Source organism: Rothia uropygialis (assembly GCF_004137765.1).
Classification (GTDB): domain Bacteria; phylum Actinomycetota; class Actinomycetes; order Actinomycetales; family Micrococcaceae; genus Rothia.
Genome location: NZ_NOIS01000001.1, coordinates 337096 through 362572, shown reverse-complemented (window position 1 = coordinate 362572; position 25477 = coordinate 337096). Strand labels below are relative to the sequence as shown.

General features: G+C 63.7%; 26 protein-coding genes and 1 tRNA gene. 8 read left to right on the top strand and 19 right to left on the bottom strand.

Annotation, left to right across the window (positions count from 1 at the left end):
• Positions 1-166: 166 nt before the first annotated feature.
• From moaA to EWV35_RS01660, 4 genes are read left to right on the top strand one after another with little or no spacing between them, the layout of a single operon-like run.
• Entirely contained in the window at positions 167-1234 is a 1068-nt protein-coding gene (gene moaA, locus EWV35_RS01675) for a GTP 3',8-cyclase MoaA (protein ID WP_238654023.1), read from the top strand.
• A 3-nt stretch (positions 1235-1237) separates the two neighbouring features.
• The gene (locus EWV35_RS01670) at positions 1238-1507 is read left to right on the top strand and encodes a MoaD/ThiS family protein (RefSeq protein WP_129657574.1); all 270 of its coding nucleotides are present in this window, start codon (positions 1238-1240) and stop codon (positions 1505-1507) included.
• A 3-nt stretch (positions 1508-1510) separates the two neighbouring features.
• Entirely contained in the window at positions 1511-2167 is a 657-nt protein-coding gene (gene mobA, locus EWV35_RS01665) for a molybdenum cofactor guanylyltransferase (protein ID WP_129657572.1), read from the top strand.
• A complete protein-coding gene (locus EWV35_RS01660; protein ID WP_129657570.1) occupies positions 2164-3357 on the top strand; it encodes a molybdopterin molybdotransferase MoeA in 1194 nt (397 codons plus the stop codon). Before mobA ends, EWV35_RS01660 begins: the two co-directional genes overlap by 4 nt.
• Before the next feature lie 248 nt (positions 3358-3605).
• Here the strand turns inward: EWV35_RS01660 and EWV35_RS01655 are convergent, their stop codons facing one another.
• From EWV35_RS01655 to EWV35_RS01625, 7 genes are read right to left on the bottom strand one after another with little or no spacing between them, the layout of a single operon-like run.
• On the bottom strand, positions 3606-4937 hold the full coding sequence (locus EWV35_RS01655) for an MFS transporter (protein WP_238654021.1): 1332 nt from the start codon (positions 4935-4937) through the stop codon (positions 3606-3608).
• Positions 4934-6433: an ATP-binding cassette domain-containing protein gene (locus EWV35_RS01650; RefSeq protein ID WP_129657568.1), complete on the bottom strand. Its 1500-nt coding sequence runs from the start codon at positions 6431-6433 to the stop codon at positions 4934-4936. Before EWV35_RS01650 ends, EWV35_RS01655 begins: the two co-directional genes overlap by 4 nt.
• Positions 6430-7155 (bottom strand): energy-coupling factor transporter transmembrane component T, encoded by a 726-nt coding sequence (locus EWV35_RS01645; RefSeq protein ID WP_129657566.1) that lies wholly within the window; start codon positions 7153-7155, stop codon positions 6430-6432. The genes EWV35_RS01650 and EWV35_RS01645 overlap by 4 nt, the downstream gene beginning before the upstream one ends.
• On the bottom strand, positions 7148-7774 hold the full coding sequence (locus EWV35_RS01640) for an MptD family putative ECF transporter S component (protein ID WP_129657564.1): 627 nt from the start codon (positions 7772-7774) through the stop codon (positions 7148-7150). The genes EWV35_RS01645 and EWV35_RS01640 overlap by 8 nt, the downstream gene beginning before the upstream one ends.
• A complete protein-coding gene (locus EWV35_RS01635) occupies positions 7771-8418 on the bottom strand; it encodes an MptD family putative ECF transporter S component (RefSeq protein WP_129657562.1) in 648 nt (215 codons plus the stop codon). Before EWV35_RS01635 ends, EWV35_RS01640 begins: the two co-directional genes overlap by 4 nt.
• On the bottom strand, positions 8415-10196 hold the full coding sequence (locus EWV35_RS01630) for an ABC transporter ATP-binding protein (RefSeq protein ID WP_129657560.1): 1782 nt from the start codon (positions 10194-10196) through the stop codon (positions 8415-8417). The genes EWV35_RS01635 and EWV35_RS01630 overlap by 4 nt, the downstream gene beginning before the upstream one ends.
• Positions 10193-11905, bottom strand: coding sequence for an ABC transporter ATP-binding protein (locus tag EWV35_RS01625; protein WP_238654019.1), 1713 nt, complete (start codon positions 11903-11905; stop codon positions 10193-10195). The genes EWV35_RS01630 and EWV35_RS01625 overlap by 4 nt, the downstream gene beginning before the upstream one ends.
• A 195-nt stretch (positions 11906-12100) precedes the next feature.
• Between EWV35_RS01625 and EWV35_RS01620 the strand changes: the two genes are divergently transcribed.
• The gene (locus EWV35_RS01620) at positions 12101-12793 is read left to right on the top strand and encodes a TetR/AcrR family transcriptional regulator (protein WP_129657555.1); all 693 of its coding nucleotides are present in this window, start codon (positions 12101-12103) and stop codon (positions 12791-12793) included.
• Between the two features lie 183 nt (positions 12794-12976).
• Here the strand turns inward: EWV35_RS01620 and EWV35_RS13115 are convergent, their stop codons facing one another.
• From EWV35_RS13115 to EWV35_RS01580, 9 genes are all read right to left on the bottom strand, one after another.
• Positions 12977-13117 carry a hypothetical protein gene (locus EWV35_RS13115; protein ID WP_165168282.1) on the bottom strand — a complete coding sequence of 47 codons (141 nt, stop codon included), beginning with the start codon at positions 13115-13117 and terminating at the stop codon, positions 12977-12979.
• Positions 13118-13445: 328 nt separating this feature from the next.
• Positions 13446-13835 (bottom strand): 50S ribosomal protein L7/L12, encoded by a 390-nt coding sequence (rplL, locus tag EWV35_RS01615; protein ID WP_129359258.1) that lies wholly within the window; start codon positions 13833-13835, stop codon positions 13446-13448.
• 120 nt (positions 13836-13955) lie between these two features.
• Positions 13956-14495, bottom strand: a complete 540-nt coding sequence (gene rplJ, locus EWV35_RS01610; protein WP_129657553.1) for a 50S ribosomal protein L10 — start codon at positions 14493-14495, stop codon at positions 13956-13958.
• A 297-nt stretch (positions 14496-14792) separates the two neighbouring features.
• Positions 14793-15848 carry an ABC transporter ATP-binding protein gene (locus EWV35_RS01605; RefSeq protein ID WP_129657551.1) on the bottom strand — a complete coding sequence of 352 codons (1056 nt, stop codon included), beginning with the start codon at positions 15846-15848 and terminating at the stop codon, positions 14793-14795.
• Between the two features lie 167 nt (positions 15849-16015).
• Positions 16016-16711, bottom strand: coding sequence for a 50S ribosomal protein L1 (rplA, locus tag EWV35_RS01600; protein WP_129657549.1), 696 nt, complete (start codon positions 16709-16711; stop codon positions 16016-16018).
• 136 nt (positions 16712-16847) lie between these two features.
• Positions 16848-17276 carry a 50S ribosomal protein L11 gene (gene rplK / locus EWV35_RS01595; protein WP_129359250.1) on the bottom strand — a complete coding sequence of 143 codons (429 nt, stop codon included), beginning with the start codon at positions 17274-17276 and terminating at the stop codon, positions 16848-16850.
• A gap of 241 nt (positions 17277-17517) precedes the next feature.
• Complete coding sequence (nusG, locus tag EWV35_RS01590; protein ID WP_129657547.1) at positions 17518-18369, bottom strand: transcription termination/antitermination protein NusG; 852 nt, start codon at positions 18367-18369, stop codon at positions 17518-17520.
• 82 nt (positions 18370-18451) lie between these two features.
• Positions 18452-18736 carry a preprotein translocase subunit SecE gene (gene secE / locus EWV35_RS01585; protein WP_129359245.1) on the bottom strand — a complete coding sequence of 95 codons (285 nt, stop codon included), beginning with the start codon at positions 18734-18736 and terminating at the stop codon, positions 18452-18454.
• Between the two features lie 94 nt (positions 18737-18830).
• Positions 18831-18903: transfer RNA gene (locus EWV35_RS01580), tRNA-Trp, on the bottom strand.
• Between the two features lie 308 nt (positions 18904-19211).
• Between EWV35_RS01580 and EWV35_RS01575 the strand changes: the two genes are divergently transcribed.
• Positions 19212-20423 carry a pyridoxal phosphate-dependent aminotransferase gene (locus EWV35_RS01575; RefSeq protein WP_129658236.1) on the top strand — a complete coding sequence of 404 codons (1212 nt, stop codon included), beginning with the start codon at positions 19212-19214 and terminating at the stop codon, positions 20421-20423.
• A 209-nt stretch (positions 20424-20632) separates the two neighbouring features.
• A complete protein-coding gene (locus tag EWV35_RS01570) occupies positions 20633-21664 on the top strand; it encodes a 6-phosphofructokinase (RefSeq protein ID WP_129657545.1) in 1032 nt (343 codons plus the stop codon).
• A gap of 107 nt (positions 21665-21771) precedes the next feature.
• Here the strand turns inward: EWV35_RS01570 and ygfZ are convergent, their stop codons facing one another.
• The 3 genes from ygfZ to EWV35_RS01555 form a co-directional block, all read right to left on the bottom strand.
• Entirely contained in the window at positions 21772-22923 is a 1152-nt protein-coding gene (ygfZ, locus tag EWV35_RS01565) for a CAF17-like 4Fe-4S cluster assembly/insertion protein YgfZ (RefSeq protein ID WP_129657543.1), read from the bottom strand.
• Positions 22920-23525 carry a nitrobindin family protein gene (locus EWV35_RS01560; RefSeq protein ID WP_129657541.1) on the bottom strand — a complete coding sequence of 202 codons (606 nt, stop codon included), beginning with the start codon at positions 23523-23525 and terminating at the stop codon, positions 22920-22922. Before EWV35_RS01560 ends, ygfZ begins: the two co-directional genes overlap by 4 nt.
• Before the next feature lie 171 nt (positions 23526-23696).
• The gene (locus EWV35_RS01555) at positions 23697-24392 is read right to left on the bottom strand and encodes a hypothetical protein (RefSeq protein WP_238654017.1); all 696 of its coding nucleotides are present in this window, start codon (positions 24390-24392) and stop codon (positions 23697-23699) included.
• Between the two features lie 276 nt (positions 24393-24668).
• Here EWV35_RS01555 and EWV35_RS01550 point away from each other — a divergent pair, with 276 nt between their 5' ends.
• A complete protein-coding gene (locus EWV35_RS01550) occupies positions 24669-25355 on the top strand; it encodes a response regulator transcription factor (RefSeq protein ID WP_129657539.1) in 687 nt (228 codons plus the stop codon).
• The last annotated feature ends 122 nt before the right edge of the window (positions 25356-25477 follow it).

The window sequence follows — 25477 nt, the reverse complement described above, 5'->3', positions numbered from 1 at the left end:
CGTCGTGGCCATGCCCTGACAGCGAATGTACCGTAGCGCGAGGTCCGGTGGCGGTCTGCGGCCTGGAGCCGCCTCTGCATCCCTCCGTTATAACTCGTAGTCAACGGATGATTCGGGAGGTTCGGGGAGTTTTCCCGCAATCCGACAATCGCGAGTACCGTGGGATGTGAACGCTCTATGCGAGGAGGCGGCATTGGGACTCTTGGAAGACCAGTGGGGACGTGTGGCCAATGATCTCCGGCTGTCCCTCATCGACAAATGCAACCTGCGGTGTACGTATTGCATGCCCGCAGAAGGCCTCGATTGGCTGGGGAAGAACGAACTCCTGAGCGCATCCGAGGCGGTTCGGATTGCCGATATCGGCGTCAGGCTCCTGGGTATTCGAGAGGTGCGCTTCACCGGTGGGGAACCCTTGGTCAGGGCTGATCTGGCGAACATCATCGGCGATCTCCGCGGCCTTCATCCTGATCTGCCCATGTCGATCACGACCAACGGCATCGGCTTGGAAAAGAAGATCGACACATTGGTTGACGCGGGCCTGAACCGTATTAACGTTTCCTTGGACACGGTCTGTCCGGAGACCTTCGCGAAGATCACCCGGCGTGATCGCCTGCCTCACGTTCTCAGAGGCCTCGAAGCCGCGGCCGCGGCGGGAATACACCCCATCAAGATCAACGCCGTCCTCATGCGCGGGATCAACGACGATCAGGCCGGGGAATTGCTCGATTGGTCCCTTCGCCACGGCTTCCAGCTTCGTTTCATCGAGCAGATGCCTCTCGATGCCGACCACGAATGGACTCGCAGTGGCATGGTCACCGCAGGGGAAGTTCGAGAACGAATTTCCGAGGATTTCGAGCTGAGTCCGCAATCGGAGCCTCGCGGCTCCGCGCCGGCCGAATTATGGGACGTACGTCCCTTGGCAGCCCCAGGTTCGGGGGAAAAGGCCGACGTCCTCGGCCAGGTCGGGATCATCGCATCCGTGACCGAGCCCTTCTGCGAAGCCTGCAGCCGTACCAGGGTCACCGCGGACGGCAAGATCCGCAGTTGCTTGTTCTCCCACGAGGAGACGGATTTGATGGCCGCTCTACGAGACGGGTCGAACGACGAGCAGATAGCCGATATCTGGCGCGCGGCCATGTGGGCCAAGCCCAAAGCCCATGGTCAGACCAAGGTCGGACTGGGCACTCCAGGATTCGTCCAGCCCGACCGCAGCATGAGCGCGATCGGGGGCTGAGCATTGGTTGCGATTCATTATTTCGCGGCCGCCCGAGCGGCCCGGGGCCAGACCGTTGAGACCGTGGACCCGGGGCACGCAGGGGTCGGGACGCTTGGTGAGCTCGTCGACTGGTTGGGCCGCGAGCACACGCAGCATCGGGCCTCGGACCTGACCCTCGCCGAGGTGTTTCCTCGTTGCTCATTCTTGATGGACGGGCGGCGGGCAAGCCGTGAGGCGTCTTTGGACGGCGTCGAGCGGATCGACATCATGCCGCCTTTCGCCGGAGGCTAGCCCATGGTCACTGTGCACCGTCCAGATTTCCTGGCGCTCGTTCTGGCCGGAGGACGCTCCTCGCGTCTGCACGCGTCCTCACCGGCGGTGTCCCCTGACAAGCCGTTGCTGAAGAACGGCGACCGCACCCTGTTGTCTGTCGTCCTTTCGGAGCTGGAAGAGCATACGAGCGCGGGACCCTGCGAGTCCGTCGTCGTCGGCCCGGACGATTTGCCGGTCCCCCAGGCCTCCATAGTGGTGCGGGAAGATCCGCCGTTCTCGGGCCCGGCCGCGGCTATTCGTACGGGCCTCCGAGCGCTCGCCGAACGCGGTCATGCCAACGTCCGAGGGACGTGGGTTTTTCTGGTCGCATCCGACATGCCTCGTTCCGGTCCCGGACTCGCGGCCCTTGCCCGGGCCGTCGAATCCGGACCCGAGGAAGCCTCGGCCTACATCGGCTCCGACAGCGGCCGTTTGCAACCACTCTTATCAGTTGTTCGCTTCGAGGCTGCGTTGGAAGCCTTCGACGGAACGCCTGCCGACGCTTCCGTCATGTCCCGTTTGAAGCGCCTGGGCCCCGTCGCGGTGGAGGTCCCCGACGGGGCGAGCGCCGACGTCGACACGTGGGAAGACGCCGTGGCTCACGGTTTCACGGCCATGAGCGAAGGGAGCGACCGATGAAACGCGACTGGCTCGACGTGCGCGAAGCATTGCACGGACTCGCCCGTGATATCGGGCGGTCCGTGGACAGGCCAGAGGACGTCCGGCTCGAGGACGCTTTGGGGGCCACGACATCCAGGGCCATTGCGACCCCTATACCTGTGCCGCACTTCGATTCCTCGGCCATGGACGGCTTCGCCGTGGCCGGTCCGGGACCGTGGCGTCTGCTCTCGGGCCCGGTGCGCTCTTCGGGCGAACGCAACATCCACCGTCGCACCGGACAGATCGGTGTCGGAGAGGCCTGGCCGGTTCTGACCGGTTCCGTGCTGCCCGAGGGTACCGAGGGTGTGGTCCGTGCCGAGCACACCGAAACCCTGGGGGCGACCGTGCGTTGCCTTCCGGACCACCCGTATGCGCCCGGTCGCGACATGCGCCGTCGCGGCGAGGAGATGGCCCAGGGAGCCGAATTGGTCGCGGAAGCAACCGTGCTCGGTCCCCGCCACATCGCGCTGCTCTCGGCGTGCGGCATCGACATCGTTTCCGTGCACCGCCCGATGACCGTCAGCATGGCCTTCACGGGCAATGAGGTGATTGCCTCCGGAGTCCCCCAGCCCGGAGAGGTTCGTGACGCCTTCTCTGCCCAGTTCCCGCACCTGTTGCGTAGTTGGGGCGCGAACGTCACCGAACGAACGAGGCTCCACGACGACCACGACGTCATCCGTGAGTGGGTCTCCTGGGCAAGCGGCGACCTCGTGATCCTCACGGGGGGTTCGGGCTCCTCGAGCCAGGATTTCGTGCGGAGGATACTCGAGCAGATGTGCACGGAACTGATCGCGACGTCGATCGCCGTCCGCCCCGGGCATCCGACCATCGTCGGGCGCCTCCCCGGCGACCGGATCGTCCTGGGGCTGCCCGGGAATCCGCTCGCCGCGCACACCTCGCTCTACGGACTTGCACCGGTAGCCCTCGCCGGATTCCTGGGACGGGTTCTGCCACCCCTTCTTCCGGCCGTCCTCGGCAGGGACATGCCTGCCTCGCACAAGGGGAACACGAGCCTCGTCCCGTGCACGCTCGACGGCGACGTCGTCCTCCCCTGCCCCGGCACGCAGGCACACATGCTTTCGGGTCTCGCGGCGGCGGATGTCCTGGCCGTCGTCCCGCCGGACGGTGCCGATTCGGGCGAGCGGGTCAGCTGTCTGCCCCTGGGCTGAGCTTCGGGGCGGTCGCGAACGGCCCTTCCGGGCCAGGCCCAAAACCTGCCGAGGAAGCCCTCGGGATCATCGCTTCCTGTGCCGGCTGCCTAATCCTCGAGATTCGGCTAGCCCGCATCCTTAGGCACGCGAGACGACCGCAGTAAGGGCTGTGCCTTTCACGAGGCCCGCGGCCTGTTGAAGGCGGGCATTGACCGAGCTGTCAACTTCGGCCGTGAAACGGTGCTATTCCTCCCCCTCCCTGGTCGTCAGTCGGATCTGGTACGTGCTGATGGGTCCGTCAGTGCCGCTGGCGAGGTCTCGACCGGGGCTGCGGGCAGACGGCGGAAACGGGGGTGGACGAGGACGAAGACGGTGACACTGACCATGATCGCGGTGCCGACGATGACCGGCAGCGGCGCCCAGAGACCGTAGAGAGCAGTGCCTGCGGTGGGTGCGAGGACGAAGGTCAGCCCCATGTTGGCGGCGCTGAGGCCGGCGAGGCCGCCTTGCTCTTCGCGGTCGACGAGCAAGGTCGGGCCGGCGGTGTAGCCGGGCATGGCCAGGCCGATTCCGAGCCCGATGATCCCGAGGGATGCGAACAAAGCGAGCGGTCCGATGCCGGGGATGAGTAGGAGGAAACCCAGAACGGCGATGCCGCCGCCGACCCGCAGCAGGCTCGCCGGGCTCCATCCGCTGCGCGGGACGATCACCGCCTGAGCGATGACGGTGCCGAGGCCGGCGGCGAGCATCGCGGCCCCGGTGAGGACGCCGGCTGTGCTGCCGTCGAGCCCGAGCCGGTCCTGGACGATAAAGCCGGTGATGACCTGGATGAAGCCGAGCGCGCTGAAGATGCCGAACCCGGCCAGCAGGAACGGCCACACACGCGAATCCGTGGCCTTCACACTGCGCGGCTTCTCGATGAGGGTAGTCCGCGGTTCACGGCGCAGTCGGGTCGCGACGAGAACGAGGCCGACCGCGAGCATGACCGGGACGACGACCAGCGGCGTGAGCAGCCCGAAGAAGGCGAGCAGACCGCCGACGACGGAGCCACCGATCATCGCCACACCCTGGGCCGCACCCACGCCGGCCATGCCTTTGACCCGGGTCGACTCATCGTCGGTGACGTCGGCGATGTATGCCTGCGCGGTGGGCGGGATCGCGGCGATGGCCGCCCCGAACCCGACGCCGCGCAGCGCGACGAACAACGCGAACAGCACGATCCCGGTGATCGCGCCGACCATGCCTAGCCAGGAGACCAGAGCGAAGGCCGCCGTCGTGACCGTGCCGAGTCCGAGGGCGGCGACGAGGACTGGCTTGCGGCCCCAGGATTGGGAGCGACGGCCCCAGAGCTGGCTGGTGGTCACCAACATGAGCGCGGCGGTGCTGATGGTGGCTCCGACCTGCCACTCGGCCAAGCCGACCTCACGCGAGAGTGGGGCGATGATCGGGTTGAGGGTCATCTGCGCCAGGTAGACCATAAACACCGCTCCGAGGACCAGGGGAATCTGCGGGGCCGATTTCGCCTGTGGGGAGCCAGGTTCTGCGGTCCAAGGTGACGATGCAGTGGAGTTGGAGGCCGTCATCAGTTGTCCTTTCATGCAGGGATACTGCCCGCGGTCTGCCGCACGGGGGAGTCGGGCGGTGTGAGGATGAGCTGCTGGTCGGCGGCGAGGGCGAGCAGGTCGTCGTCGTGGCTGATCAGGAGCACAACAGCACCAGAGGCGGCTACATCTCGGATCTGTTGAGAGATGGAGGCCAGGTGGCGGCGGTCGACGCCTGAGCTGGGCTCGTCGAAGACCACGACCGCGCGGCCGGCGACCCGGACGGCGGCGACGACGAGACGTTGCTGCTGACCGCCGGAAAGGGAGAGCGGGTGCCGGTCGGCGTACTTGGCGAGGTCGAGATCATCGAGGATGGCTGCGGTGTGAGGTGGCGTCTGGGCGTCGGTCGCGGCGAGGCCGATCTCTGCTGAGACGCTGTCGGTGAACATCTGCCGCTGCACATCCTGCATCACGATCGCGCTGGCTCTTTGGCGCGCACGCCTGGACTGGGTCGTGCCGTTCAGTCGTATACGTCCGCGGCTGCGTTGGAGGCCGGTGATGATTCTGGCCAGTGTCGATTTGCCGGCCCCGTTGACGCCGCGGACCGCGGTGACGGTACCGGCGGGGAAAACAGCTTTCTCGATGTCCAGCACGGTGCGCCCGCCCAGACGGCACTCGACCCGCTCGAGGGCGAGTCCCCGGTCGATGCTCACCGGTGCGTCGGCTGGGGCCGGGATGCTCTGGCCCGTTGCGGGGAGCGTGGGAAGGTCAATCGGTTGGGGTTCGCCGCGTAGTCCTTCTCGTGCGAGCTTCTGGTCAGCGACGGTCCGGAAGGCATCAGCCGACCATTCGAGGTCGATCTGCCCGTTGCGCATGACGATGACGCGGTCGGCGAGATCCTGGAGGTAGCGAAGACGGTGCTCGGCAACCACGATCGTCACACCCTGGGCTTTGAGTTGACCGAGCCTACGCGTCAGGCGCGTGACGGCGTCAGCAGAGAGGTTCGAGCTGGGTTCGTCGAGCAGCAGGATGCGCGGCTGGTGGGCAGTAGCAGCTGCAATGGCGACTTGTTGCTGCTGACCACCGGAGAGGTGCTGCAGCCGCTGCCGGGCCGGCACGCCTTCGGCCAGCGATTCGAGGACCGCCTCGACGCGGGTCCGGATCTCGGCGGGCGGGGTGCCGAAGTTCTCCATCGCGAAGGCGATCTCTTCCGGTGCGGTGTCGGCGAAGAACTGGCGTCTGGGATGCTGCAGGACGGTGCCGGTGGCCAGACCGATCGCGTCGAGCTCGGCCTCGGCGGTGATGATCCCGTTCACCTGGACAGAGCCGGTGAGTGTTCCGTCGTCGTGAAAGTGCGGGATGAGGCCGTTCATGAGTCGCAGCACGGTGGACTTGCCGGAGCCGCTCGCGCCGCACAGGATGACGAACTCTCCCTGGCTGATGTGCAACGTGAGGTCGCGCAGGCTCGGTGCGTCGGCGTACGGGTAGGTCCAGGTGAGGCCGTCGATGCCGATGTCTCCGGCGGCCCGGTGGGTGGAGGTATCAAGAGTCATGTCAGCAGTGAGGGTTGGGTCAGGGTAGCAGCAGTCAGTACCGCGACGGCCAGGAGGAGAGCTAGGTCTGTTGGCCTGAATCGTGGCGGATGCATCGCGGTCGGGGTGCGTCGGGAGCCGAGACCGCGCAGGATCGCCGACGCTGCGAGGTCTTCGCTGGATCTGAGGCTGGCTGCGATCATCGGCACGGTGAAGCGCTCTACCGTGAGGATGGGGTGGCGCACGATGCCGTGGACTCCCACGAGTCCACGCAGCTTCATCGCATCGAGGACGGCGGCGGCTTCCGCCCCGACGACGGGGAAGAACCGGAGCATGACCGACAGGGTCACCGCAATGGCGCGCGGGATCCGCCAGGCCCGCAGGCCCGCGGAGAGTTGGGTTGGGGAAGTGGTGGAGATCACATGCATGCCGACGCTGATGGCCGCGACGAAGCGCAGCAGGTAGGAGCAGGCCAGTGACACGATCACCGTCAACGGGTTCGGCCACCACACCGGCAGCAGCCAACCCAGGGCGACCATCGCGGCAGCGGTCAGGACCACCCCGATCGCTCGACCCCAGGCGAGCTCCCAGGCAGAGAGGCCAATCGCAAGTAACAGGACGGCCGGTACGAATCGCAGTCCGGCCGGGCTCATCACCGCAATGCTGCACGCGATGACCAGAACGATCTTCGTCCGCGGATCGAGCCCCTGCCGCACCGCCGTCGCGGTTCTTGGTTCAGACAAGTCCGGCTCGCACGAAGTGCTTGCGCAGGATCACCGAACCCAGCAGCCCGCCGAGGAACGAGGCGAGGAGGACCACGCCGGCCACCGACGCGACGACGGGTGCCGCCAGAAGCGTATCGGATGCCGCGACGTATCCCTGCCCCATCTCCTGCCAGGCCGCGCTGGCGAAATAGGCGTCTCGATCGATGAACAGCGGCAGGAATGGGGTGACAAAACTCAGCCCGAACACGGTGTAGGCCCAGATCGCCGCCCATTTCGACCGGTACCCGCCCGCCCACAAGATAAGTTCGGCGACGAGCCCGGCTCCGATCATCCCGGTCGTGCTGATGAGGCTGTTGCCACAGATCAGGTAGAACAGTGCCACGACCACGGTGAACAGCAGCAGCATGCCCGCGTGCCTCACCCGGGCAAGGAAGAGCATCATAACGATCCCGCCGACGAGTGCTTGGACGGGGACGTTGAGCAGCCACACCAGCGGCGAGATAATTCCGAGCATCCCGGTCGCGTAGACCACGACGATGAACATGACGGCGAAGATCGCCGTGCCCATCAGATCTCGTGCGCTCAACCGCAGCGTGAACCGGGGCCGGGACGGTGCCGTCGTAATTTCAGCACTCATGCCAGACCTGCCTTGTGGAAATGCTTGCACAGCAGCCGGGTGCCCAGCAGTGCCCCGAGGAAGCCGCAGACCAGGGTCACAGCGACCATGATGCCGATCGCGGGAACAGTGACCACCTCCTGGAACTTGCCGAGATAGTCCTCACCCATGCTCGCCATGCTGGGCCGCGCGAAATAGCCGACCGGGTCGATGAAGAACGGAATCCACGGACCGGCGAACCACCCGGAGAACACCACGTAGGCCCAGACCGCCGCCCACTTCGAGCGGTATTGGCCGACCGCGAGCACGAGGTCGGCGAGAATCGAGAGCACGATGGTGAGGATCGTGCCCTGCCATGGGTGTCCCATCATGAGCAGCAGAAGTGCGACAACAGTGCCGAACAGAGTCACCATTCCGGCGTGGCGCACCCGGGTGAGGAACAGCATGTAGGGGATGCCCGCTGCGATCGCCGACAACGGTAAGGTAACCAGCATCACCACCGGGCTGATGATGCCGAGCATGGCGATGCCGAAGACGATGACGAAGTAGACCACCGCGAAGATCGCCACGTTCACCAGATCCTGGGCGGAGTAACGCACCGAGGACCGTGGCCGTACGGCAACGACATCCGCGTTCTCCGACGGGCCAAGGGTTGGTTCAGTCATTGCGTGTTCCTTTCTTCCTGTCTTACATCGCCGGTGTGGGGGCCGGCCAGTTGCCAACCGGTGGCGTCGAGGCGGTCGTGCCAGTAGCGGGCGTAGGAGCCGGACGCGGCGAGGAGCTGGTCGTGGGTGCCGGCCTCCTCGATACCGCCTTCGCCGTCGAGCATGACGATCCGGTCGGCGGTCATGATGGTCTGGAGCCGGTGGGCGACGACGACGAGGGTCCGGTCGGTACGGATCCGGTCGATCGCCTGGCTGATCGCGATCTCATTGCCGATATCCAGCGCCGAGGTGGCCTCATCGAGCAGGACGATGGGAGCGTCCTTGAGCAGGGCGCGGGCGATCGAGACCCGTTGCCGCTCTCCCCCGGACAGGTTCGACCCGCCCTCGCCGACGCGGGAATCCCAACCGCCCGGCAGCCGAGCCGCGATCTCGTCGACCCTGGCGCGGGTGGCGGCAGCGATGACCTGGTCGCGGTCGAGGCCGGGGTTGCCGATCCAGACGTTGTTCAGGATCGTATCGTCGAAGAGGTAGACGTCCTGGAACACCGGAGCGACCGCGTTCGCCACGACGGCTGTGCCTAGTTCGGGCAACGGAACGCCGCCGATCGACACGGACCCGGATTCGGGGTCGTAGTAGCGGGCGATGAGCTTGGTGATCGTCGTCTTGCCCGATCCGGAGGGGCCGACGATCGCGGTCATCTGCCCTGCCGGGGCGGTGAACGACATCTTCCGCAGCACCGGGGGCTGTGAACCCGAGCCGTCATAGCCGAAGGTGACGTCGTCGAAGTCGATGGTCCAGTCCTCAGGAATTCGGGGGCTCGATGGTTCGGGGAGGCCCTCGATATCGGCGAGGTGGTCGAGGCGGTCGAGCGTGGCCCGGGCGACGGCAAGGTTGCCGCCCAGGTCGCCGGCGGTCGTGATCGGTTCGTTGAACCGTACCCCGAGCACAAGCAGTCCGATCAGGATGGCAGGGTCGATGCTGCCCCCGATCGCCAGGTACGCCCCGAGGACGAGGACCACGGTCAGGGAGGCCTGGACGATCGCATTGAACGTTGCGAGCCCGGCTCCGCCCGTGACGAGCATGCCCCGGTAGCTGCGATGCTGGTTCGCCAGGGCATCGGCGACGAGCCGGTCGGCGATGGAGCCTTCGCCGGCGGTGCGCAGGGCGGGCTGGATACGTGCGAACTCGATCACCCGGTTCGACGCTTCGGACACGGCACGCGAGTGGACGGCGTCGCCGCGGGCGATGCACTTTTGCAGCAACCGGTACCCGAGCGCCATCACCGGGACCATGACTGTCATCGCCAGCGCGAGTCGCCAGTCCAAGTAGTACATCCCGACCAGGACGGTCGCGGGGGTGAGGAAACCGGCGATGATCTGGCGCAGGAACGAATACGGGGTGGTGGAGACGAACATCGCACCTTGCGTGGCGATCCCGGCTATCATCCCCGAGCGGTCTCTTCCGAACCACGTCACCGGCAGGTCGACCAGCCGGTCACCGAGGCTGGTAAGCAGCGACTCGAGGACGGCAGTGCTCGCGCGGATCCCGAGCCGGCTCACCGCCCAGTACACGAGGACATAGACCGCGCCGACGATGCACAGCGTGATCAGCCAGTCCTGGACTGCGGCCGTGTCGGCGCTGAACAGGCCCCTCAGGACCGGGACGACCATGAGGAACGCGATTCCCTGCAGGATCGCGACGACAACCGATCCGGCAAGCACCGCGATAAGCAGTCGGCGCGCGGTCGGGGACGAGTAGTGCAGCAGGCGGCGGATCATCGGTTGTTCCCTTCCGGCAGCGAGCGGGCGTGGTTGGCCTGGTAATCGGCCCACATCCTGGCGTATCGCCCTCCTGCGGCGACAAGGTCGGCATGGGTGCCGGACTCGACCAGACGCCCCTCTTCGAGGACGAGGATCTGGTCCGCACCGGTGATCGTGTGCAGGCGGTGGGCGATGACCAGCACCGTGCGCCCCTCGGCGAGTGTGCTCAGCGCCTGCTGGATCGCGGCTTCGGACTCCGGGTCGGCGAATGCCGTTGCTTCGTCGAGCACCAGCACTGGGGCGTCGGCGAGCAGGGCGCGGGCGATCGTCACCCGCTGCGCCTCCCCGCCTGAAAGGATGGCGTCCTCCCCCACGACGGCGTCATAGCCACGCTCGAACCGCAGGATACGGTCGTGGATCTGTGCCGCTTTGGCGGCGGCTTCCACCTGCTGATCAGGGGCGTCGGGCCGGGCTAGACGAATGTTCTCGCGCAGGCTTGCGCGCAACAACTGCACGTCTTGGAAGACGAACCCGACCGTGTCGTAGAGCTCCCTGGAAGCGAGGTCGCGTACGTCCTGACCGCCGACCGCCACCGTGCCCTCGGTGGTGTCGTAGAAGCGGGGCACCAGCTTCGCCAGCGTGGACTTGCCCGAGCCCGACGCGCCCACCAGTGCGGTGACCGTCCCCGGAACACACGAGGCGGCGATTTCGTGCAGCACCCGGTGCTCACCGTCGTAGGCGAACGAGACCTCATCGATATCGAGCATGTGGCCTGCGGGGCTGCGCGGCGAGGTTGGTTCCTTGACCGGCTCGAGCGCGAGGAAAGCGGCGAGAGATTCCTGCGCCTTCATCGCGTTGCGCAGGAACTGACCCGAGGAGCCCAGCTTCATCAGCGGCCCGGTCAGCCCCAGCCCCAGCAGCACCGCCGGCAGCACGTCGATCGCCGCGGCATTACCGATGTTGACCAGCCAGGTCCCGACGGCCAGCAGCCAGACCAGGACGACCACCGGAGAGGTGACGATCTCGATGATCGTGAACATCCACATGGTCTCCCGGGTCCACTGGTCGACGAATCCGACGTACTGCTTTGCCTCGTCCCGGTAGCGGCGATGACTGCATCCGGCCTGGCCGAAGCGCTTGACCACCGCGATGCCGTGCACGAACTCGACGGTCGCCCCTGACAGGCGTTCGGTCGCCTCATCGTACTGGACGTACTTCTCCGAGCTGCCGCGCATCATCGCCCAATACAGGGCCATCGTGATCAACAGCGGCGCGAGCGCGGCCAGCCCCAATTGCCACCCCCCGGCGAACAGGTAGGCCAGACTGATTACCGGCACGGCAATCGCTGTGATCACGTCTTGGATCGCGTGCGCGACCAGCTGGTGCAAGGCGGTGACGTCGTGCTCGACGAGCTTGCGCACCGTGCCCGAGGAGCGCGCATCGAACCAGCCCAGCGGAAGGCGTTGCAAGTGCCGGATGATTCGCTTCCGCAGCGACAGCTGCAGCTCGGCGTCGGCGAAGTGGCTCACCAGTCCGGACGCGAACGCCGACCCGAAACTCACGAACAGCGCGAGAACCGCCACGAGAACGATCAGCCACACCCGGCCGATGTCGATCTCGCCGCCGGACAGGGAGGGCAGCAGCTCGCGAGCCAGCTCCACGATCGCGATGAACGGCACGACACTGCTCACCGCACCGAGCAGGCTCAATCCGATGATCGAGGCCATACTCCCCCGCACGGGGGCGAAGAACCCCAGCCCGATCGAGCCCTCAGCTTCTTGCTGCACACCAGCCGCAGGTGCTTTTGTGCATACGAGACGTGTCATCACACGCATCCCCCGTTCCTACACATGAGAATCGTCCTTATGTTAACATGAACACTGTTCTAATGGTCAAACACCCGGAGCGAGGAGGCCGACGCGATGGTGAAGTCGAGCGAGGCATTCCATGCTGGCCTGACACCTGGGGCGGTCGTCGACGCCGCCGTTGACCTGACGTTGGGATCACATCTGTTTGCCTGGTCCATGCGTGACCTCGCACGACGACTCGACGTAGCACCGTCGGTGATCTACCACCACGTCGGTGGCAAGGACCGACTCTGCCGCAGCGTCGTGGAACGGGTGATCGGCCGGCTCGAAGTACCTCCCCAGAGCCAGGGCTGGCAACCGTGGTTCCGCACGCTCCTCTATGAGGCAGGGCCACTCATCATGGCCTACCCAGGCGTGGCGAAGTGGATGCTCATGCACGGCCCCGCCATCCCCCAGGCGATGCCGATCATTGCCACTGGCATGAACAAGCTCAGCGAAGGCGGATTCACCGAGCGTGCGACGTTCGCGTACTCGGCGCTGCTCAACAACGCCATGCTCACGATCTCCCTCGGCGACGACCGCCTCCAGCACGAGGGCGACGGTGCCCGCGACCACGCCGCGATCATGGCCGAGTTGGCCGCCCTCCCCACCGCTCCCGACGAGGTCCGAACCTTCGAGCGGGACTTTCTCGGGCCTTCGGCGCAGGGCGGCGCAGCCGCCGCACGAGTGCGGGAGAGCTACTATCGGTACGTCGTCGACACCACGATCGCCGGGCTTGCCGCCCAGCTCGCGGCGATCCCTCGGTGAAGGCTCCCTCCGGGCTCCATCGGCATGTGAATCAGGGCACCGGTCATCATTATCCGTGTCAACGACGCACAGCCGGGTCCCGGCGCCGGAGTCAACGGCGCAGCCTCATCGCCACTGACCTGAGCCCCGCCGGGGGGGGGGTGGCAGGCCTCGCGATATCGGCGTGAACGTTCTCGTGGTCCTTCACGACCTCAATCTGGCCGCAGCCGCCTGCGATCGGATCCACCTCATGCGTGACAGGGCCATCCACGTCAGCGGGTCCAGCACGAGGTGCTCACCACCGGGAACCTCCAACGTGCGCGACGCCGAGAGGCGCGAACGCATTCCAGGCAGGCTACGAACGGGCCCTAGCCGATAACAACCAGCACAACCACGCCCCGACCCCTTTCGCCCGCAATCCTACGGATCTATTAACCGCAGGAGGACAAGGCGTTCTATTGCTGCTCAGCCCCATGTGAGGTGGCAAGAGAGCCTAGTAGACCCGTCCGTAGAAACACATCCGCGAGAAACTTCTTTCGCCAGGACAGCTTCGACGACGAGGACGATTCTCGTGTGAAGCATGGCACCGGAGAGTCAGACCCGCTTTTAAAAGCAAAAAGGCTCCCCCACCGCACGGGTGGGAGAGCCTTCTACTAAAGAATTCCGGAAGGAATTACTTGAGGGTGACGGTAGCGCCAGCGCCCTCGAGCTGCTCCTTGGCCTTGTCGGCGTCTTCCTTGGAAGCGCCTTCGAGAACCGGCTTGGGAGCGCCGTCGACCAGGTCCTTGGCTTCCTTGAGGCCGAGGGAGGTCAGGGCACGAACTTCCTTGATGACTGCGATCTTCTTGTCGCCGGCCGACTCGAGAACGACGTCGAACTCGGTCTGCTCTTCAGCAGCATCGGCACCAGCGTCGCCACCGGCAGCCGGAGCAGCAGCAACGGCGGCGGGAGCAGCAGCGGTGACGTCGAAGGTCTCCTCGAAGGCCTTGACGAAGTCGGACAGCTCGATCAGGGAGAGTTCCTTGAAAGCCTCAATGAGTTCTTCGGTGGTCAACTTAGCCATGTGTTTGGCTCCTTCTTATGTCTTGTTGCAGAGGTTTCCTGCAACGGATCTTGGATTCTCCTGCTCCCCAGGCTGAGGTGCAGGGCCAACGGATTCCCGTTGATGACGTCCGGGGACGTCTTAGGCAGCGGATTCTCCACCCTGCTCCTCGACCTTCGCGCGCAGAGCCTCTGCGGTACGAACGGTCTTGGAGAGCGGTGCCTGGAACAGCGCAGCAGCCTTGGACAGGGTGCCCTTTGCGGCACCTGCGACCTTGGCCAGCAGCACCTCGCGAGATTCAAGATCCGCAAGCTTCTTGATGTCAGCTTCATCGAGAGTCTTACCCTCAAAGTAACCACTCTTGATGACCAGCTGGGGATTGTCCTTGGCAAAGTCACGCAGGCTCTTGGTCGCCTCAACCGGTTCCCCGGTGATGAAAGCGATAGCGGTGGGGCCATTCAGGTCATCGAAGTTCAAGCCTTCGACGCCGGCTTCCTTGGCCGCGATAGCGGTCAGCGTGTTCTTCACCACGGCATATTCAGCGTTCTCACCGAGTGAACGACGAAGCTCTTTGAGCTTGGCCACGGTGAGACCACGATACTCAGTCAAAACAGCAGCGTCCGAGTTGGAGAAAAGCTCCCTCAACTCCGATACAGCGGCCGCCTTTTCCGGTGTCGCCATGGTACTCCTTCCGGTCTGATTGCCGGGCGCCCATGAGCTCACAAAAAATGCCCCGCACAGATGGCGGGGCACAGCGAAATCTCACATGCATCTGAATGCACGGAGTCCAGTTGTGTCACGTTCACCTGCGCTGGCGGTTCCTTGCGAGAACTCTTATGGCGGATAAACACACCCAGGGGGCGTGCAAAACCTACGACCGGCGGTCTTTGGTACCTCCAGTAAACCACATGCCCGCCGAGCGAGCCACCTTGTGCCGTGGATTGCGATACACCTCACCTCATTCGGCACCCGCGGCTGCTAGCCGATGCGTCGCCCCGTCCCCTTCTCGAATTCGTGCACGTGCTCCGGATGAACGCGCAACCATGCGACCTCCCCGGCCTGGGGCGGTGCGCCGACCCGGCCTTCCACTTCGGAAGGCACCAAAGCCCGCAGGGGACCGAGATCGGATTCAACCGGGTCGAAGTCGACCAGTGTGGCTTCCCCCAGGAACGACGACGTCGCGACCGTGCCGTGGAAGCTCAGGCCTCGGTCCGACGGTGGATCAGCCTGTCCGAGGTGATCGGCGTCCTTTACCACGACGCAGTTCTCCGGCCGGAACCCCCGAATGACCTCGTCTTCACCGGCGACGAAGTTCATCGGATAGCTCCCCAGGAAACCGGCGACGAAATGAGTCGCGGGGCGGCGCCAGATCTCGTGGGGAGTACCGACCTGTTCCAGACGGCCCTCGTTCAAGATCGCTACTGTATCCCCCAGGGCGAATGCCTCTTGAACCTGATGCGTTACGTAGAGCATCGTCAGGCCGGTCTCGTGCTGAATTTCTCGGAGGTCTTCCCTGATTTCCCGGGCGAGTGATTGGTCGAGATGGGCCAGTGGCTCGTCGAAGAGGTACAGCCCCACATCACGTACGAGCGCACGGGCGATTCCAACGCGTTGTTTCTGTCCTCCGGACAATTCATGGATGCGCCTCGGACCCAGGTCCGGGATGTGCATCATGTCCAGGACTGTCTGAGCCGCTTCGCGCTGTCCCCGTGGATCCTTGTGAACCCTCGAGCCACACGCTGATTTCAGACGAAGGGGGAACAGGACGTTTTCCATGACGGTCAGGTGCGGGTACAGGGGTGTGTCCTGAAAAGCGACCGAGGCGTCTCCCAGACGGACGGAGGAACCGTTGAGTCTGACCGCTCCAGAAGTAGGGGTTTCCAGGCCCGCCGCGACCCGTAACATCGTGGTCTTCCCTCCGCCCGAAGGACCCAAGACCGTCATGAGCGTGCCCGACTCTAGAGTGAGGTCGAGGGATCTGAGAACCTGGGTCCGGCCGAAAGACTTCGTCACGCCCTCAAAGACCAGACTCATGGCCGTCGTCCTCCCTCGATCCAAAAACGATCATGCCAGTTTAGCCTTCAGAGGGCGGGCAGTGAACGCATATGGCCCCGTGCCGTCACTCAGGACGGCACGGGGCCATATGCTCACTGAAATCTTCAACGGCCGGTCAGACCGCGCGAGATCACAGACAAGAGAATTTACTTCTCCGCCGCGGACGGGTCGACGGGGACGCCGGGGCCGAAAGTCGTGGCCACGGTCATCTTGGAAATGTAACGACCCTTGGAGGACGAGGGCTTCAAACGAACGATCTCTTCGAGCGCCGCACGGAAGTTCTCTTCGAGCTTCGCAGCGTCGAAGGAGGACTTGCCGATGATGAAGTGAAGGTTGGCGTTGCGGTCGACACGGAAGTCGATCTTGCCGCCCTTGATGTCCCCCACGGCCTTGACGACGTCCATCGTGACGGTGCCGGTCTTCGGGTTAGGCATCAGGTTACGAGGGCCCAGAACCTTGCCGAGACGACCGACCTTGCCCATCATGTCCGGGGTTGCCACGGCGGCGTCGAAGTCGACCCAGCCGTCGGCAACCTTCGCGATGAGCTCGTCGGAGCCGACGTAGTCCGCGCCGGCTTCTTCGGCCGCTGCGGCCTTGTCCCCCTGGGCGAAGACGACCACACGGGCGGTCTTGCCGGTGCCGTTGGGAAGGTTCACGGTGCCGCGAACCATCTGGTCTGCCTTACGGGGATCGACCGAAAGGCGCATTGCAACCTCAACGGTTGCATCGGCCTTGGAGGAGTTGATCTCCTGTGCGAGGGCGATCGCCTCGGTGATGCCGTACAGCTTATCCTGATCGATCTTCGCTGCGGCTGCCTGGTACGCTTTGCTGCGCTTTGCCATCTGCTTATTTCTCCTTGTGCAGTCGTGGTCTATCGGACCGCGCTGGGCCCTGCCACCGACCCGTTCTAGGACGGGCCTCCCGCGTCCGGCGCGGGTTGAATGAATTATTGAAGAACTGTCGATTTGTCCCGGAGGATTATTCGACGGTGATGCCCATCGAACGGGCGGTGCCGGCGACGATCTTGGACGCTGCGTCCATGTCGTTGGCGTTGAGGTCGGGCATCTTGGTCTCGGCGATCTCGCGGACTTGGTCCATGCTGATTTTGCCGACCTTGTTGGTGTGCGGGACACCGGATCCCTTGGCAACGCCTGCGGCCTTCTTGATGAGTTCGGCGGCCGGAGGAGTCTTGGTGACGAAGGTGAACGAGCGATCCTCGTAAACAGTGATTTCCACGGGGATCACGTTGCCGCGCATGGATTCGGTCGCGGCGTTGTACGCCTTGCAGAATTCCATGATGTTGACGCCGTGCTGACCGAGCGCGGGGCCGACCGGAGGTGCCGGGTTGGCGGCGCCTGCCTGAATCTGCAGCTTGATAAGGCCTGAGACCTTTTTCTTGGGAGCCAATTGAGGTCCTTTTCTTTCAATGGGGCTTACCGACGCACAGGAGCGTACGACGGCGGTGGGTCACCGTGGCGCGGCGACCACACGTGCGCACGCCAAAGCGAACGAGCACACGCGGTCACGAGTCTAGCCCCGAATGCCAAGGTTTCTCCACTTGACGGGACCAAACTCACTCCGGCAAACGCAAATGCGCGGTCTGCCGTTGACGGGCAGCACCGCGCATTGCGCTACGGGTCGAATGGAATCAGATCTTGGTGACCTGGTTGAAGCTCAGGGTCACGGGGGTCTCGCGCTCGAACAGCGACACAAGAACCACGAGCTGTTGAGCTTCGGGCTTGATTTCGGAGATCGTGGCCGGGAGGGTTTCGAACGGCCCCTCCTTGACGATGACGGATTCCCCAACCTCAAAGCCCACGTTGAGCTGGGGGGCAACCTCGGCGGGGATCGGCTCCCCGGCCTCCTTAGCCGCCTCGGCCTGCTCGGCCTCGAAAACGGGAGCCAGCATGTCGACGACCTCGTCCAGGCGGAGAGGAACCGGGTTGTAGGCGTCCTGACCCACGAATCCGGTCACGCCCGGCGTGTGGCGGACGACGCCCCAGGACTCGTCCGTGAGATTCATGCGCACCAGGACATAGCCGGGGATGCGAACACGCCGCACGGTCTTGCGCTGGCCGTTCTTGATCTCGACGACTTCTTCCATGGGTACCTGGATCTCAAAGAGATCGTCTTCCATGTTCATGGACTGGGCACGGGTTTGCAGGTTGGTCTTGACCCGGTTCTCGTACCCGGCGTAGGTGTGAATCACGTACCAGTCGCCCTCTTGGCGGCGGAGCTTGGACCGGAATTCCTGCATCGGGTCGACGTCGGCATCCCCCTCAGATGCTTCGGAGACCTGTTCGACGGTGTCGTCGAAATCGGCGGACGCATCTTCGGAATTCTCCGAATCCTCTTGGGCAGCAGAGACCAGGGTGGACTCGGTCTGCTCGAAGCCGGATTGGCTGGACTGCTCCGCGGCGTCGGCCTGCTCTACCTGCTCGGGAGAGGTCTCCTTGACCTGGTTCTCCGCGGCGGAGTTCTCGAGTTCCTGCTCGGACACTGCGTTTCCTGCTTTCTTGGGGGTGTTCTCACCGGAGCGACCGAGCGCTCGGTCACGCGGCGGGTTCGTCTGAAATCTCAGTCTAGCCTTGGGCGCCCGTAGGCTTCTGGCCGAAGCTACCATCGCCGAAAAGCCAGAAGGCTCCTTGGCCGAACAGGTAGTCGAGGCCGAAGATCAACAACAGCATGAAAGCGACGAACACCAGGACGATGATGACGTAGTTCAGGAGTTCGCGCTTGGTGGGGCTGACGACCTTTTTCAGCTCAGCAATGACTTGTTTGAAGAAGAGGAAAATACGTCCGAAGAAGCCGCGCTTTTCGGTGCTGGCATCTTCCTCGGCGGCTCCCGCAGCGGCAGCTCTAGCCATTCGGTACCGCCCCTTTCGTTCGTTATGGCTTGGACGTTATGCAACGCTTACGACTATATGCCACGAATTGGGTCTTCGTGAGGGGATGATAATGCAGGGCAGACAGGACTCGAACCTGCAACCTGCGGTTTTGGAGACCGCTGCGCTACCAATTGCGCCACTGCCCTTCGGCGGAAAAACCGCCGTTCGCCTTCAGGTGCACATGTGCCGTACGGGCATACGCAATCCTCGGTGGCGAGCACCGAACGTCAACTTTAGCGGCTTTGGCCAAGCACCGCAATTCATGAGTTCTCATTCGCCCGACTCCCTGCTCGTGGGCCTCGAAGTCTTCGTGGCTCTCCAGCAGGAAACTTTCCACAAGAACCACTCCGGGCGTGTTTCCTGGACGGCACGACGCATAGGATTGTCCGTAGCACCGACGCGCCGCGCAAGCCGGTGCGGCTATCCGGAACCGTCTTCGACGAAAGTGAGCACCATGCCGTCCCACGAACGCATCTCCGCGCGCATTGCAGCGATTGCCCCATCCGCAACCCTGGCCGTGGACTCGAAGGCCAAGGCGCTCAAGGCCGAGGGACGGCCCGTGATCGGATTCGGGGCGGGAGAACCGGATTTTGCGACCCCAAGCCCCATTGTGGATGCGGCCCGCGATGCCTTGAACGACCCCGCAAACTTCCGTTACACGCCGGCTGCGGGCCTTCCGGAATTGCGCAGAGCCATCGCAGAGAAGACCTTGAGAGACTCGAAGTACTCGGTGGATCCGTCCCAGGTGATCGTGACCAACGGCGGGAAGCAAGCCGTGTACGAGGCCTTCGCTACTGTAATCGACGAGGGCGACGAGGTCCTGTTGCCAGCCCCTTACTGGACCACCTACCCCGAGGCGATCCGCCTGGCCGGCGGCAATCCCGTCGAGGTCTTCGCCGGCTCCGAGCAGGAGTACAAGGTAACGGTCGACCAGCTCGAAGCAGCGTATTCTTTGCGCACCAAAGCCCTCATCTTCGTATCTCCGTCGAATCCCACCGGCGCCGTATACAGCCCGGAAGAAACCGCAGCGATTGGACGTTGGGCCGCCGAAAAGGGGATCTTCGTCATCGCAGACGAAATCTACGAGCACCTGACCTACGATCAGACGCCTTTCACATCGATCGCGACGGCCGCGCCCGAGTTGGGCGAGAACGTCATCGTTCTCAACGGAGTAGCCAAGACGTACGCCATGACCGGCTGGCGTGTGGGTTGGATGATCGGCCCGGCCGACGTCATCAAGGCGGCTTCGAATCTCCAGTCTCATCTGACGTCAAACGTGAACAACATTGCCCAGAGGGCCGCATTGGCCGCGATCACCCAACCGATGGATGCCGTCGAGGAGATGAAGGAGGCTTTCGACCGACGGCGCCGGAGTATCGTCAAGGGCCTCAACGCGATCGACGGAATCACATGCCCCACCCCCAAGGGGGCCTTCTACGCCTACCCTGACGTCACGGCACTTATCGGAAGCACCATTGCGGGCAAGAAGATCAATTCTTCCACCGATCTCGCCGAGGTCATTCTCGAAGAAGCCGAGGTGGCCGTGGTTCCGGGCGAGGCATTCGGCCCCTCGGGATATCTTCGCCTCTCGTATGCACTATCGGACTCCGACCTCGAGGAGGGCGTGGCCCGCATTCAGAAGCTGCTCGCGGGCGCACAGCGCTGAGTGTCCTTGCCGCGAACGCGGAACCGACAGGCTTGAGCCCCTCGTTCGGAAAACCAACATAAAACAATATAGCCATGAGCAGACCGCCCCGATGATCCACATATATCGGGGCGGTCTAGCCATTTCTTGTGCGTTGGATATCCACAAATTCCCAACTGTTCGCTACACTGAAAGTAGACACTTTGGTTGGCTCGTAGCGAGGAGACCCCATGAAAATCGGACTTCTGACAAGCGGTGGCGATTGCCCCGGACTCAATGCCGTGATTCGAGGTGCGGTGCTCAACGGCGTCAAAACCTACGACGACGAATTCGTGGGTTTCCGGGACGGCTGGAGAGGCGTGGTCGAGGGCGACATCATGGATCTGCCGCGCACGCGAGTCCGCGGATTGGCCCGCACCGGCGGAACTATCCTCGGTACGTCACGCACCAATCCTTTCGACGGACCTAACGGTGGCCCAGACAAGATTTCCATCATGCTCGAGCGCAATGCGATCGACGCGATCGTAGCGATCGGCGGCGAGGGGACTCTGGCAGGGGCCAAACGTTTGGCCGATGCCGGGCTTCCCGTCGTCGGGGTGCCCAAAACCATCGACAATGACCTCAGCGCAACCGACTACACGTTCGGGTTCGACACGGCCGTCTCCATCGCAACGGATGCCATGGACCGTCTTCGCACAACCGGGGAGTCTCACCACAGGTGCATGGTCGCGGAGGTCATGGGCCGACACGTTGGTTGGATCGCGTTGCATTCCGGGATGTCGGCTGGCGCCCACGCCGTACTCATCCCGGAACAGAAGGTACCCATGACGCAGGTAGCGGACTGGGTGCGCGAGGTTCATGAGCGTGGCCGCTCCCCGCTCGTCGTCGTCGCCGAAGGCTTCATTCCCGAAGGATTCGACGAAGTCGTGCACGAAAAAGGCCTCGAGAAAGACGGCCGTCCCCGACTGGGCGGGATCGGCGAGTACGTCACGCACGAGATCGAGCGCATGACCGGCATCGAAGCTCGCAACACAACGCTGGGGCATATACAGCGGGGCGGCGCCCCCACCGGTTTCGACCGCGTCTTGGCCACCCGCATGGGTATGGCGGTCATTGACCTGGTGCACGACAAAGAATGGGGCAAAATGGTTGCCCTGCATAGCACGGACATTAACCGCGTTGAATTCGCCGAGGCCCTCAGCGGTCTTAAATCCGTTCCCCAGAACCGTTGGGACGAGGCGAAGGTCCTCTTCGGTCGCTGATTCGTCGGCAAAAAGACACCAAGCGCCGCACCCTTGAGGGTGCGGCGCTTGGTTTTTGTTCCTAGGAAAGTCCTCCTGCCGGAGACCCGCGGGTTACGGCCGGATGATCAGTGCAGAAAATCGTTTCGATTGCGTCGCCCGACCGCTTGCCCGGCATTGGGACTGACCACAACGGTTTGCGCAGCCGCGTACTCGACCGACACGGGTTTGGCCTCCTGGTCAGGCGATTGACCGGGTGCGACGTGGGAGGACGTGTCACGGACGATAAGCCGGGAATCAGGGTCCACACTCCGCTTGACGACGGCCAGAGCGATCGGACCCGACTCATGGTGCAGTGCCACGCTCGTGACCCGACCGACAGAGCGCTTGCCGCCTTCCACATAGATCTCCGAGCCTCGGGCGGGAAGCGTGTGTTCGGAACCGTCCAGATCCAAGAACACGAGCCGGCGAGGAGGATGGCCCAGATTGTGAACCCGAGCGATCGTCTCCTGGCCCTTGTAACAGCCCTTGGACATGTGCACCGCCGTTCGCATGAGATCAAGCTCGTGCGGAATCGTGCGTTCGTCCACCTCGGTCGCGAAACGGGGGCGCCAAGCTTCGATGCGCAATGCTTCCAAGGCCCAGATGCCGACCCACTCGACATCGAGAGAGGCCAAGTCGCCGCGGGGTATCAAGGTCTCCCAATAGCTCCATGACTGACCGGGATGGATCTCGGTCTCCGCATAGGAGGTGCCACCCGGGCCGACCCTGGGCCACGGGTCCTCCCAGACCGGAGCGTCTGGGGCGATTCCCGACCTGCCTCGAATGTCCGACGTCGAGCCGATCACCGCGAAGACGTCCGTCTCGTCGGAGACCTCTACACGAAGCATGAACCGCATCGAATCCAGGAAGCCTACAAGGCCTTCTTGCTGTCCCGCCTCGACGATCAGCCAGACCTTTTCCGGGCCGACCACCACATGGGGCTGGTATTCAATGCGTCCTTGAGCCGAGAGAAGGGTCGTCTCGGTGCTCGCTCCGGCCGGCAATCCGTCGATGACCTGGGATGAAAGAGTCGTGAGCCAACTGGCTCGGTCCTCGCCCGCGACCGAAACCACCCCGCGATGGGACAGATCGACAATGACCGGGCGCTCCCCCGAAGACCGTTCGAGCCAACGTTGCTCCCTCGTGGGATCTCCGTAGTGGGCGGCGACCCCGTCGTCGCAGCCCTCGGCTTCGACGGCACCGTGCACCCTCAGCACCGGTGATGAGTATTTGGTCATGAGACCTCCGTCTTGCGAAGCCGGGCCGAAGCGTGCGAACCCATTTGTTGCCCGGCTGCAGCCATGTCCCATGCCCACATCAACTCCCCGTTGACGAGGCCGAACATGCGGGACGCCGCGGTGTATTCCTTGGCATTAGCTCCGCGCATCACAGCATCGGTCGCCATCTGGACGCGGGGTCCCTCGATGGCTCCGACGTACAATTCGCTGACCCCGCCCGGGTGATTGATAGTTGCCAGAATGTCGAAGCCCTGGTCCGCGTTGCGAAGCTTCTCGACGTCGGCCGCAGTCGACAGGGCAGGTTCCTCCGCACCAGGAAGCAGGCCGGGACCCAAGTCCTTCTCTCCCAGTTTGCGATCTAACTGCCAGAACCCGGTCTCCACTGTGATGGGGCGAGTTCTGTTTCCCTCGTCATCCAGGAGATAGGACTCAGCCCTGTACTCGATATAAGGCAGGCCACTATGGGTGAAGTCGACGATCTGGCCGAATTGGCGTTCCTCGGCGTCGGCGTAACCCAGCACGCCCACTCCCTCCCAATGGCCGAGGAGCCAGGCGAAAGGGACGAGTTCGGGGGTCAGATCCGTGGGGATTTCAATAGGCATGAGTCCATCTTAAACGCCAAAAGCCCGAGCATCCATGCCCGGGCTGCTGACGATAAATGTTGCTTTACTTCTGGCCCCGGAAAAGACCGCCAATAACGAGCACAGCGCAACCTGCGATCGACAGCGATGCCAGTCCCAAGAGAGTCAGGAACAGGATTTCGAGTGCAATGATCATGAAATCCAAGTTATCACGCGATCGATGAGGAATGCGCCCGCATAACCCAGAATCCCCAAGAACGCGACCGGGGTTACGCCCAGTGTCATGGCACCTCGTCGAGGACCGTCTTCCGGACCTGCCGCGATCATGCGGGCCCCGACGGCTCCGATGCACAGTGCAAGGACCAAACCGGCTCCCCACACGATGACGCTCGCCTGTGCCTCACGATGAAGCAGTGACATACCGACCCAGCCAGAAGCGCTCACGGAGGTCAGTACCCCAACCGCCGCGGTGATTGTTGATTCCAGACGGGCGGGGGCACCTTCACCCCGGGCGAGTTCGACCATGAAGGCCACGACGACGCCTACTGCCACCACTGCGGGAAGCAGTGCGAGCAATCTTCCCAGCGGGGCGAAGAAGACCAGCGCGCAACTGGCCCAACCACAAGCGGCGAAAATGGCGCTGTGGGACAGGACGTTCTTGCGCCCTCTCCACTCCGCGATACCCGAGGCAGCAGGCCAACCCCAGGCAATGATCGCGACCATCAGAACGGTCGCGGAAAGCGAGACCCAGGGTTGCAGGATCGCGCCCGACAAGGAAACGACGAGGGCGACGACGCTCGAAACGGCCACGAGCCAGTATCGTTGCTTGCCCTCCGTCCCGACGGTTCGCAACGCGTGGGTGCCAGGAGACACATCGCTGTGCGCCACAAATTCCTCCAGGGTCTTTCAACGGCTTGACGGGTTCGGCGGGTGTAGTCCGCGAAAGCTGCCCATCGGTCTTTCGTCCTCAGTCTAGCCACCGGTTGGCTCGGGGCAACGAAACGTAGCATGGCGGTTCCTGACGGAGACTTGCCTATACTGACCGACACAAGGCAACGGAGCCCTCTCCCGCGCGGTGACCACTATTGTCGGTACCGCGCCTTGACAGAGCGCTCCCGGAGAGCCTTATCCGGTGCGCATGAGTAATCCGGAAGGACGACGCCGATGGTCAAGATCCTCATGCTGAGCGATGCGACTGGTCCCTGCTCGGATATCGTTCCCTCGCTCGGCCTTCTCGCGCACGAGACCGAGGTACGGCCGACGTCGGCTTCGGTTTCGGAGATCGAGTCCCGAGCGGCCGACCTGGTTTTTCTCGATGGCCGGCAAGCCTTGCTCACCGCCCGCAATACTGCGCAGTTGCTCAAGGGAACCGGCCTCGAAAACCCCATCATCATGGTCCTCAGTGAAGGCGGTATGGCCGCCGTCTCCCCCTCATGGCTCGTGGACGACATCCTCTTGGCTTCTGCGGGACCCGCAGAAGTCGAAGCGCGCATACGCCTGGCAGGGGTCAAAGCGAACGGAGTCATCCCGGATGAAGACGTCATACGCTGCGGAGACATCGTCGTGGACGAGGCTTCCTATTCGGCCAAGGCCGGATCCCACACCTTGAATCTGACCTACAAGGAATTCGAGCTACTGAAGTTCATGGTCCAGAATTCGGGACGAGTTTTTACGAGGGCCCAGCTGCTGTCTGAAGTCTGGGGGTATGACTATTACGGCGGAACGAGGACGGTCGATGTCCATGTTCGCCGCTTGCGCGCAAAACTTGGACCCGATCATGACCAGCTGATCACCACGGTCCGCAACGTGGGATACAGCCTCACGCAATTGCGGCATCCGGCCGAGGAATAGAGTCTCTCGGCCGTGGTGGACGGCAGAGCCAAAAAGTTCATCCACAGTTGACTCTTCAGGGCATCGCGCGTCTGCGGGGCCGAAGGCCCTGCTTGTAGAGTGGAAGGTGACACGGCGGCGTC

Coding starts and splice junctions, on each gene's coding strand:
- mobA (WP_129657572.1), top strand. CDS start 1,511: ATGGTCACTGTGCACCGTCCAGATTTCCTGGCGCTCGTTCTGGCCGGA.
- EWV35_RS01660 (WP_129657570.1), top strand. CDS start 2,164: ATGAAACGCGACTGGCTCGACGTGCGCGAAGCATTGCACGGACTCGCC.
- EWV35_RS01655 (WP_238654021.1), bottom strand. CDS start 4,937: ATGAAAGGACAACTGATGACGGCCTCCAACTCCACTGCATCGTCACCT.
- EWV35_RS01650 (WP_129657568.1), bottom strand. CDS start 6,433: ATGACTCTTGATACCTCCACCCACCGGGCCGCCGGAGACATCGGCATC.
- EWV35_RS01640 (WP_129657564.1), bottom strand. CDS start 7,774: ATGAGTGCTGAAATTACGACGGCACCGTCCCGGCCCCGGTTCACGCTG.
- EWV35_RS01635 (WP_129657562.1), bottom strand. CDS start 8,418: ATGACTGAACCAACCCTTGGCCCGTCGGAGAACGCGGATGTCGTTGCC.
- EWV35_RS01630 (WP_129657560.1), bottom strand. CDS start 10,196: ATGATCCGCCGCCTGCTGCACTACTCGTCCCCGACCGCGCGCCGACTG.
- EWV35_RS01625 (WP_238654019.1), bottom strand. CDS start 11,905: ATGGCCTCGATCATCGGATTGAGCCTGCTCGGTGCGGTGAGCAGTGTC.
- EWV35_RS01620 (WP_129657555.1), top strand. CDS start 12,101: ATGGTGAAGTCGAGCGAGGCATTCCATGCTGGCCTGACACCTGGGGCG.
- EWV35_RS13115 (WP_165168282.1), bottom strand. CDS start 13,117: ATGCGTTCGCGCCTCTCGGCGTCGCGCACGTTGGAGGTTCCCGGTGGT.
- rplL (WP_129359258.1), bottom strand. CDS start 13,835: ATGGCTAAGTTGACCACCGAAGAACTCATTGAGGCTTTCAAGGAACTC.
- rplJ (WP_129657553.1), bottom strand. CDS start 14,495: ATGGCGACACCGGAAAAGGCGGCCGCTGTATCGGAGTTGAGGGAGCTT.
- EWV35_RS01605 (WP_129657551.1), bottom strand. CDS start 15,848: ATGAGTCTGGTCTTTGAGGGCGTGACGAAGTCTTTCGGCCGGACCCAG.
- rplA (WP_129657549.1), bottom strand. CDS start 16,711: ATGGCAAAGCGCAGCAAAGCGTACCAGGCAGCCGCAGCGAAGATCGAT.
- secE (WP_129359245.1), bottom strand. CDS start 18,736: ATGGCTAGAGCTGCCGCTGCGGGAGCCGCCGAGGAAGATGCCAGCACC.
- EWV35_RS01575 (WP_129658236.1), top strand. CDS start 19,212: ATGCCGTCCCACGAACGCATCTCCGCGCGCATTGCAGCGATTGCCCCA.
- EWV35_RS01570 (WP_129657545.1), top strand. CDS start 20,633: ATGAAAATCGGACTTCTGACAAGCGGTGGCGATTGCCCCGGACTCAAT.
- ygfZ (WP_129657543.1), bottom strand. CDS start 22,923: ATGACCAAATACTCATCACCGGTGCTGAGGGTGCACGGTGCCGTCGAA.
- EWV35_RS01560 (WP_129657541.1), bottom strand. CDS start 23,525: ATGCCTATTGAAATCCCCACGGATCTGACCCCCGAACTCGTCCCTTTC.
- EWV35_RS01550 (WP_129657539.1), top strand. CDS start 24,669: ATGGTCAAGATCCTCATGCTGAGCGATGCGACTGGTCCCTGCTCGGAT.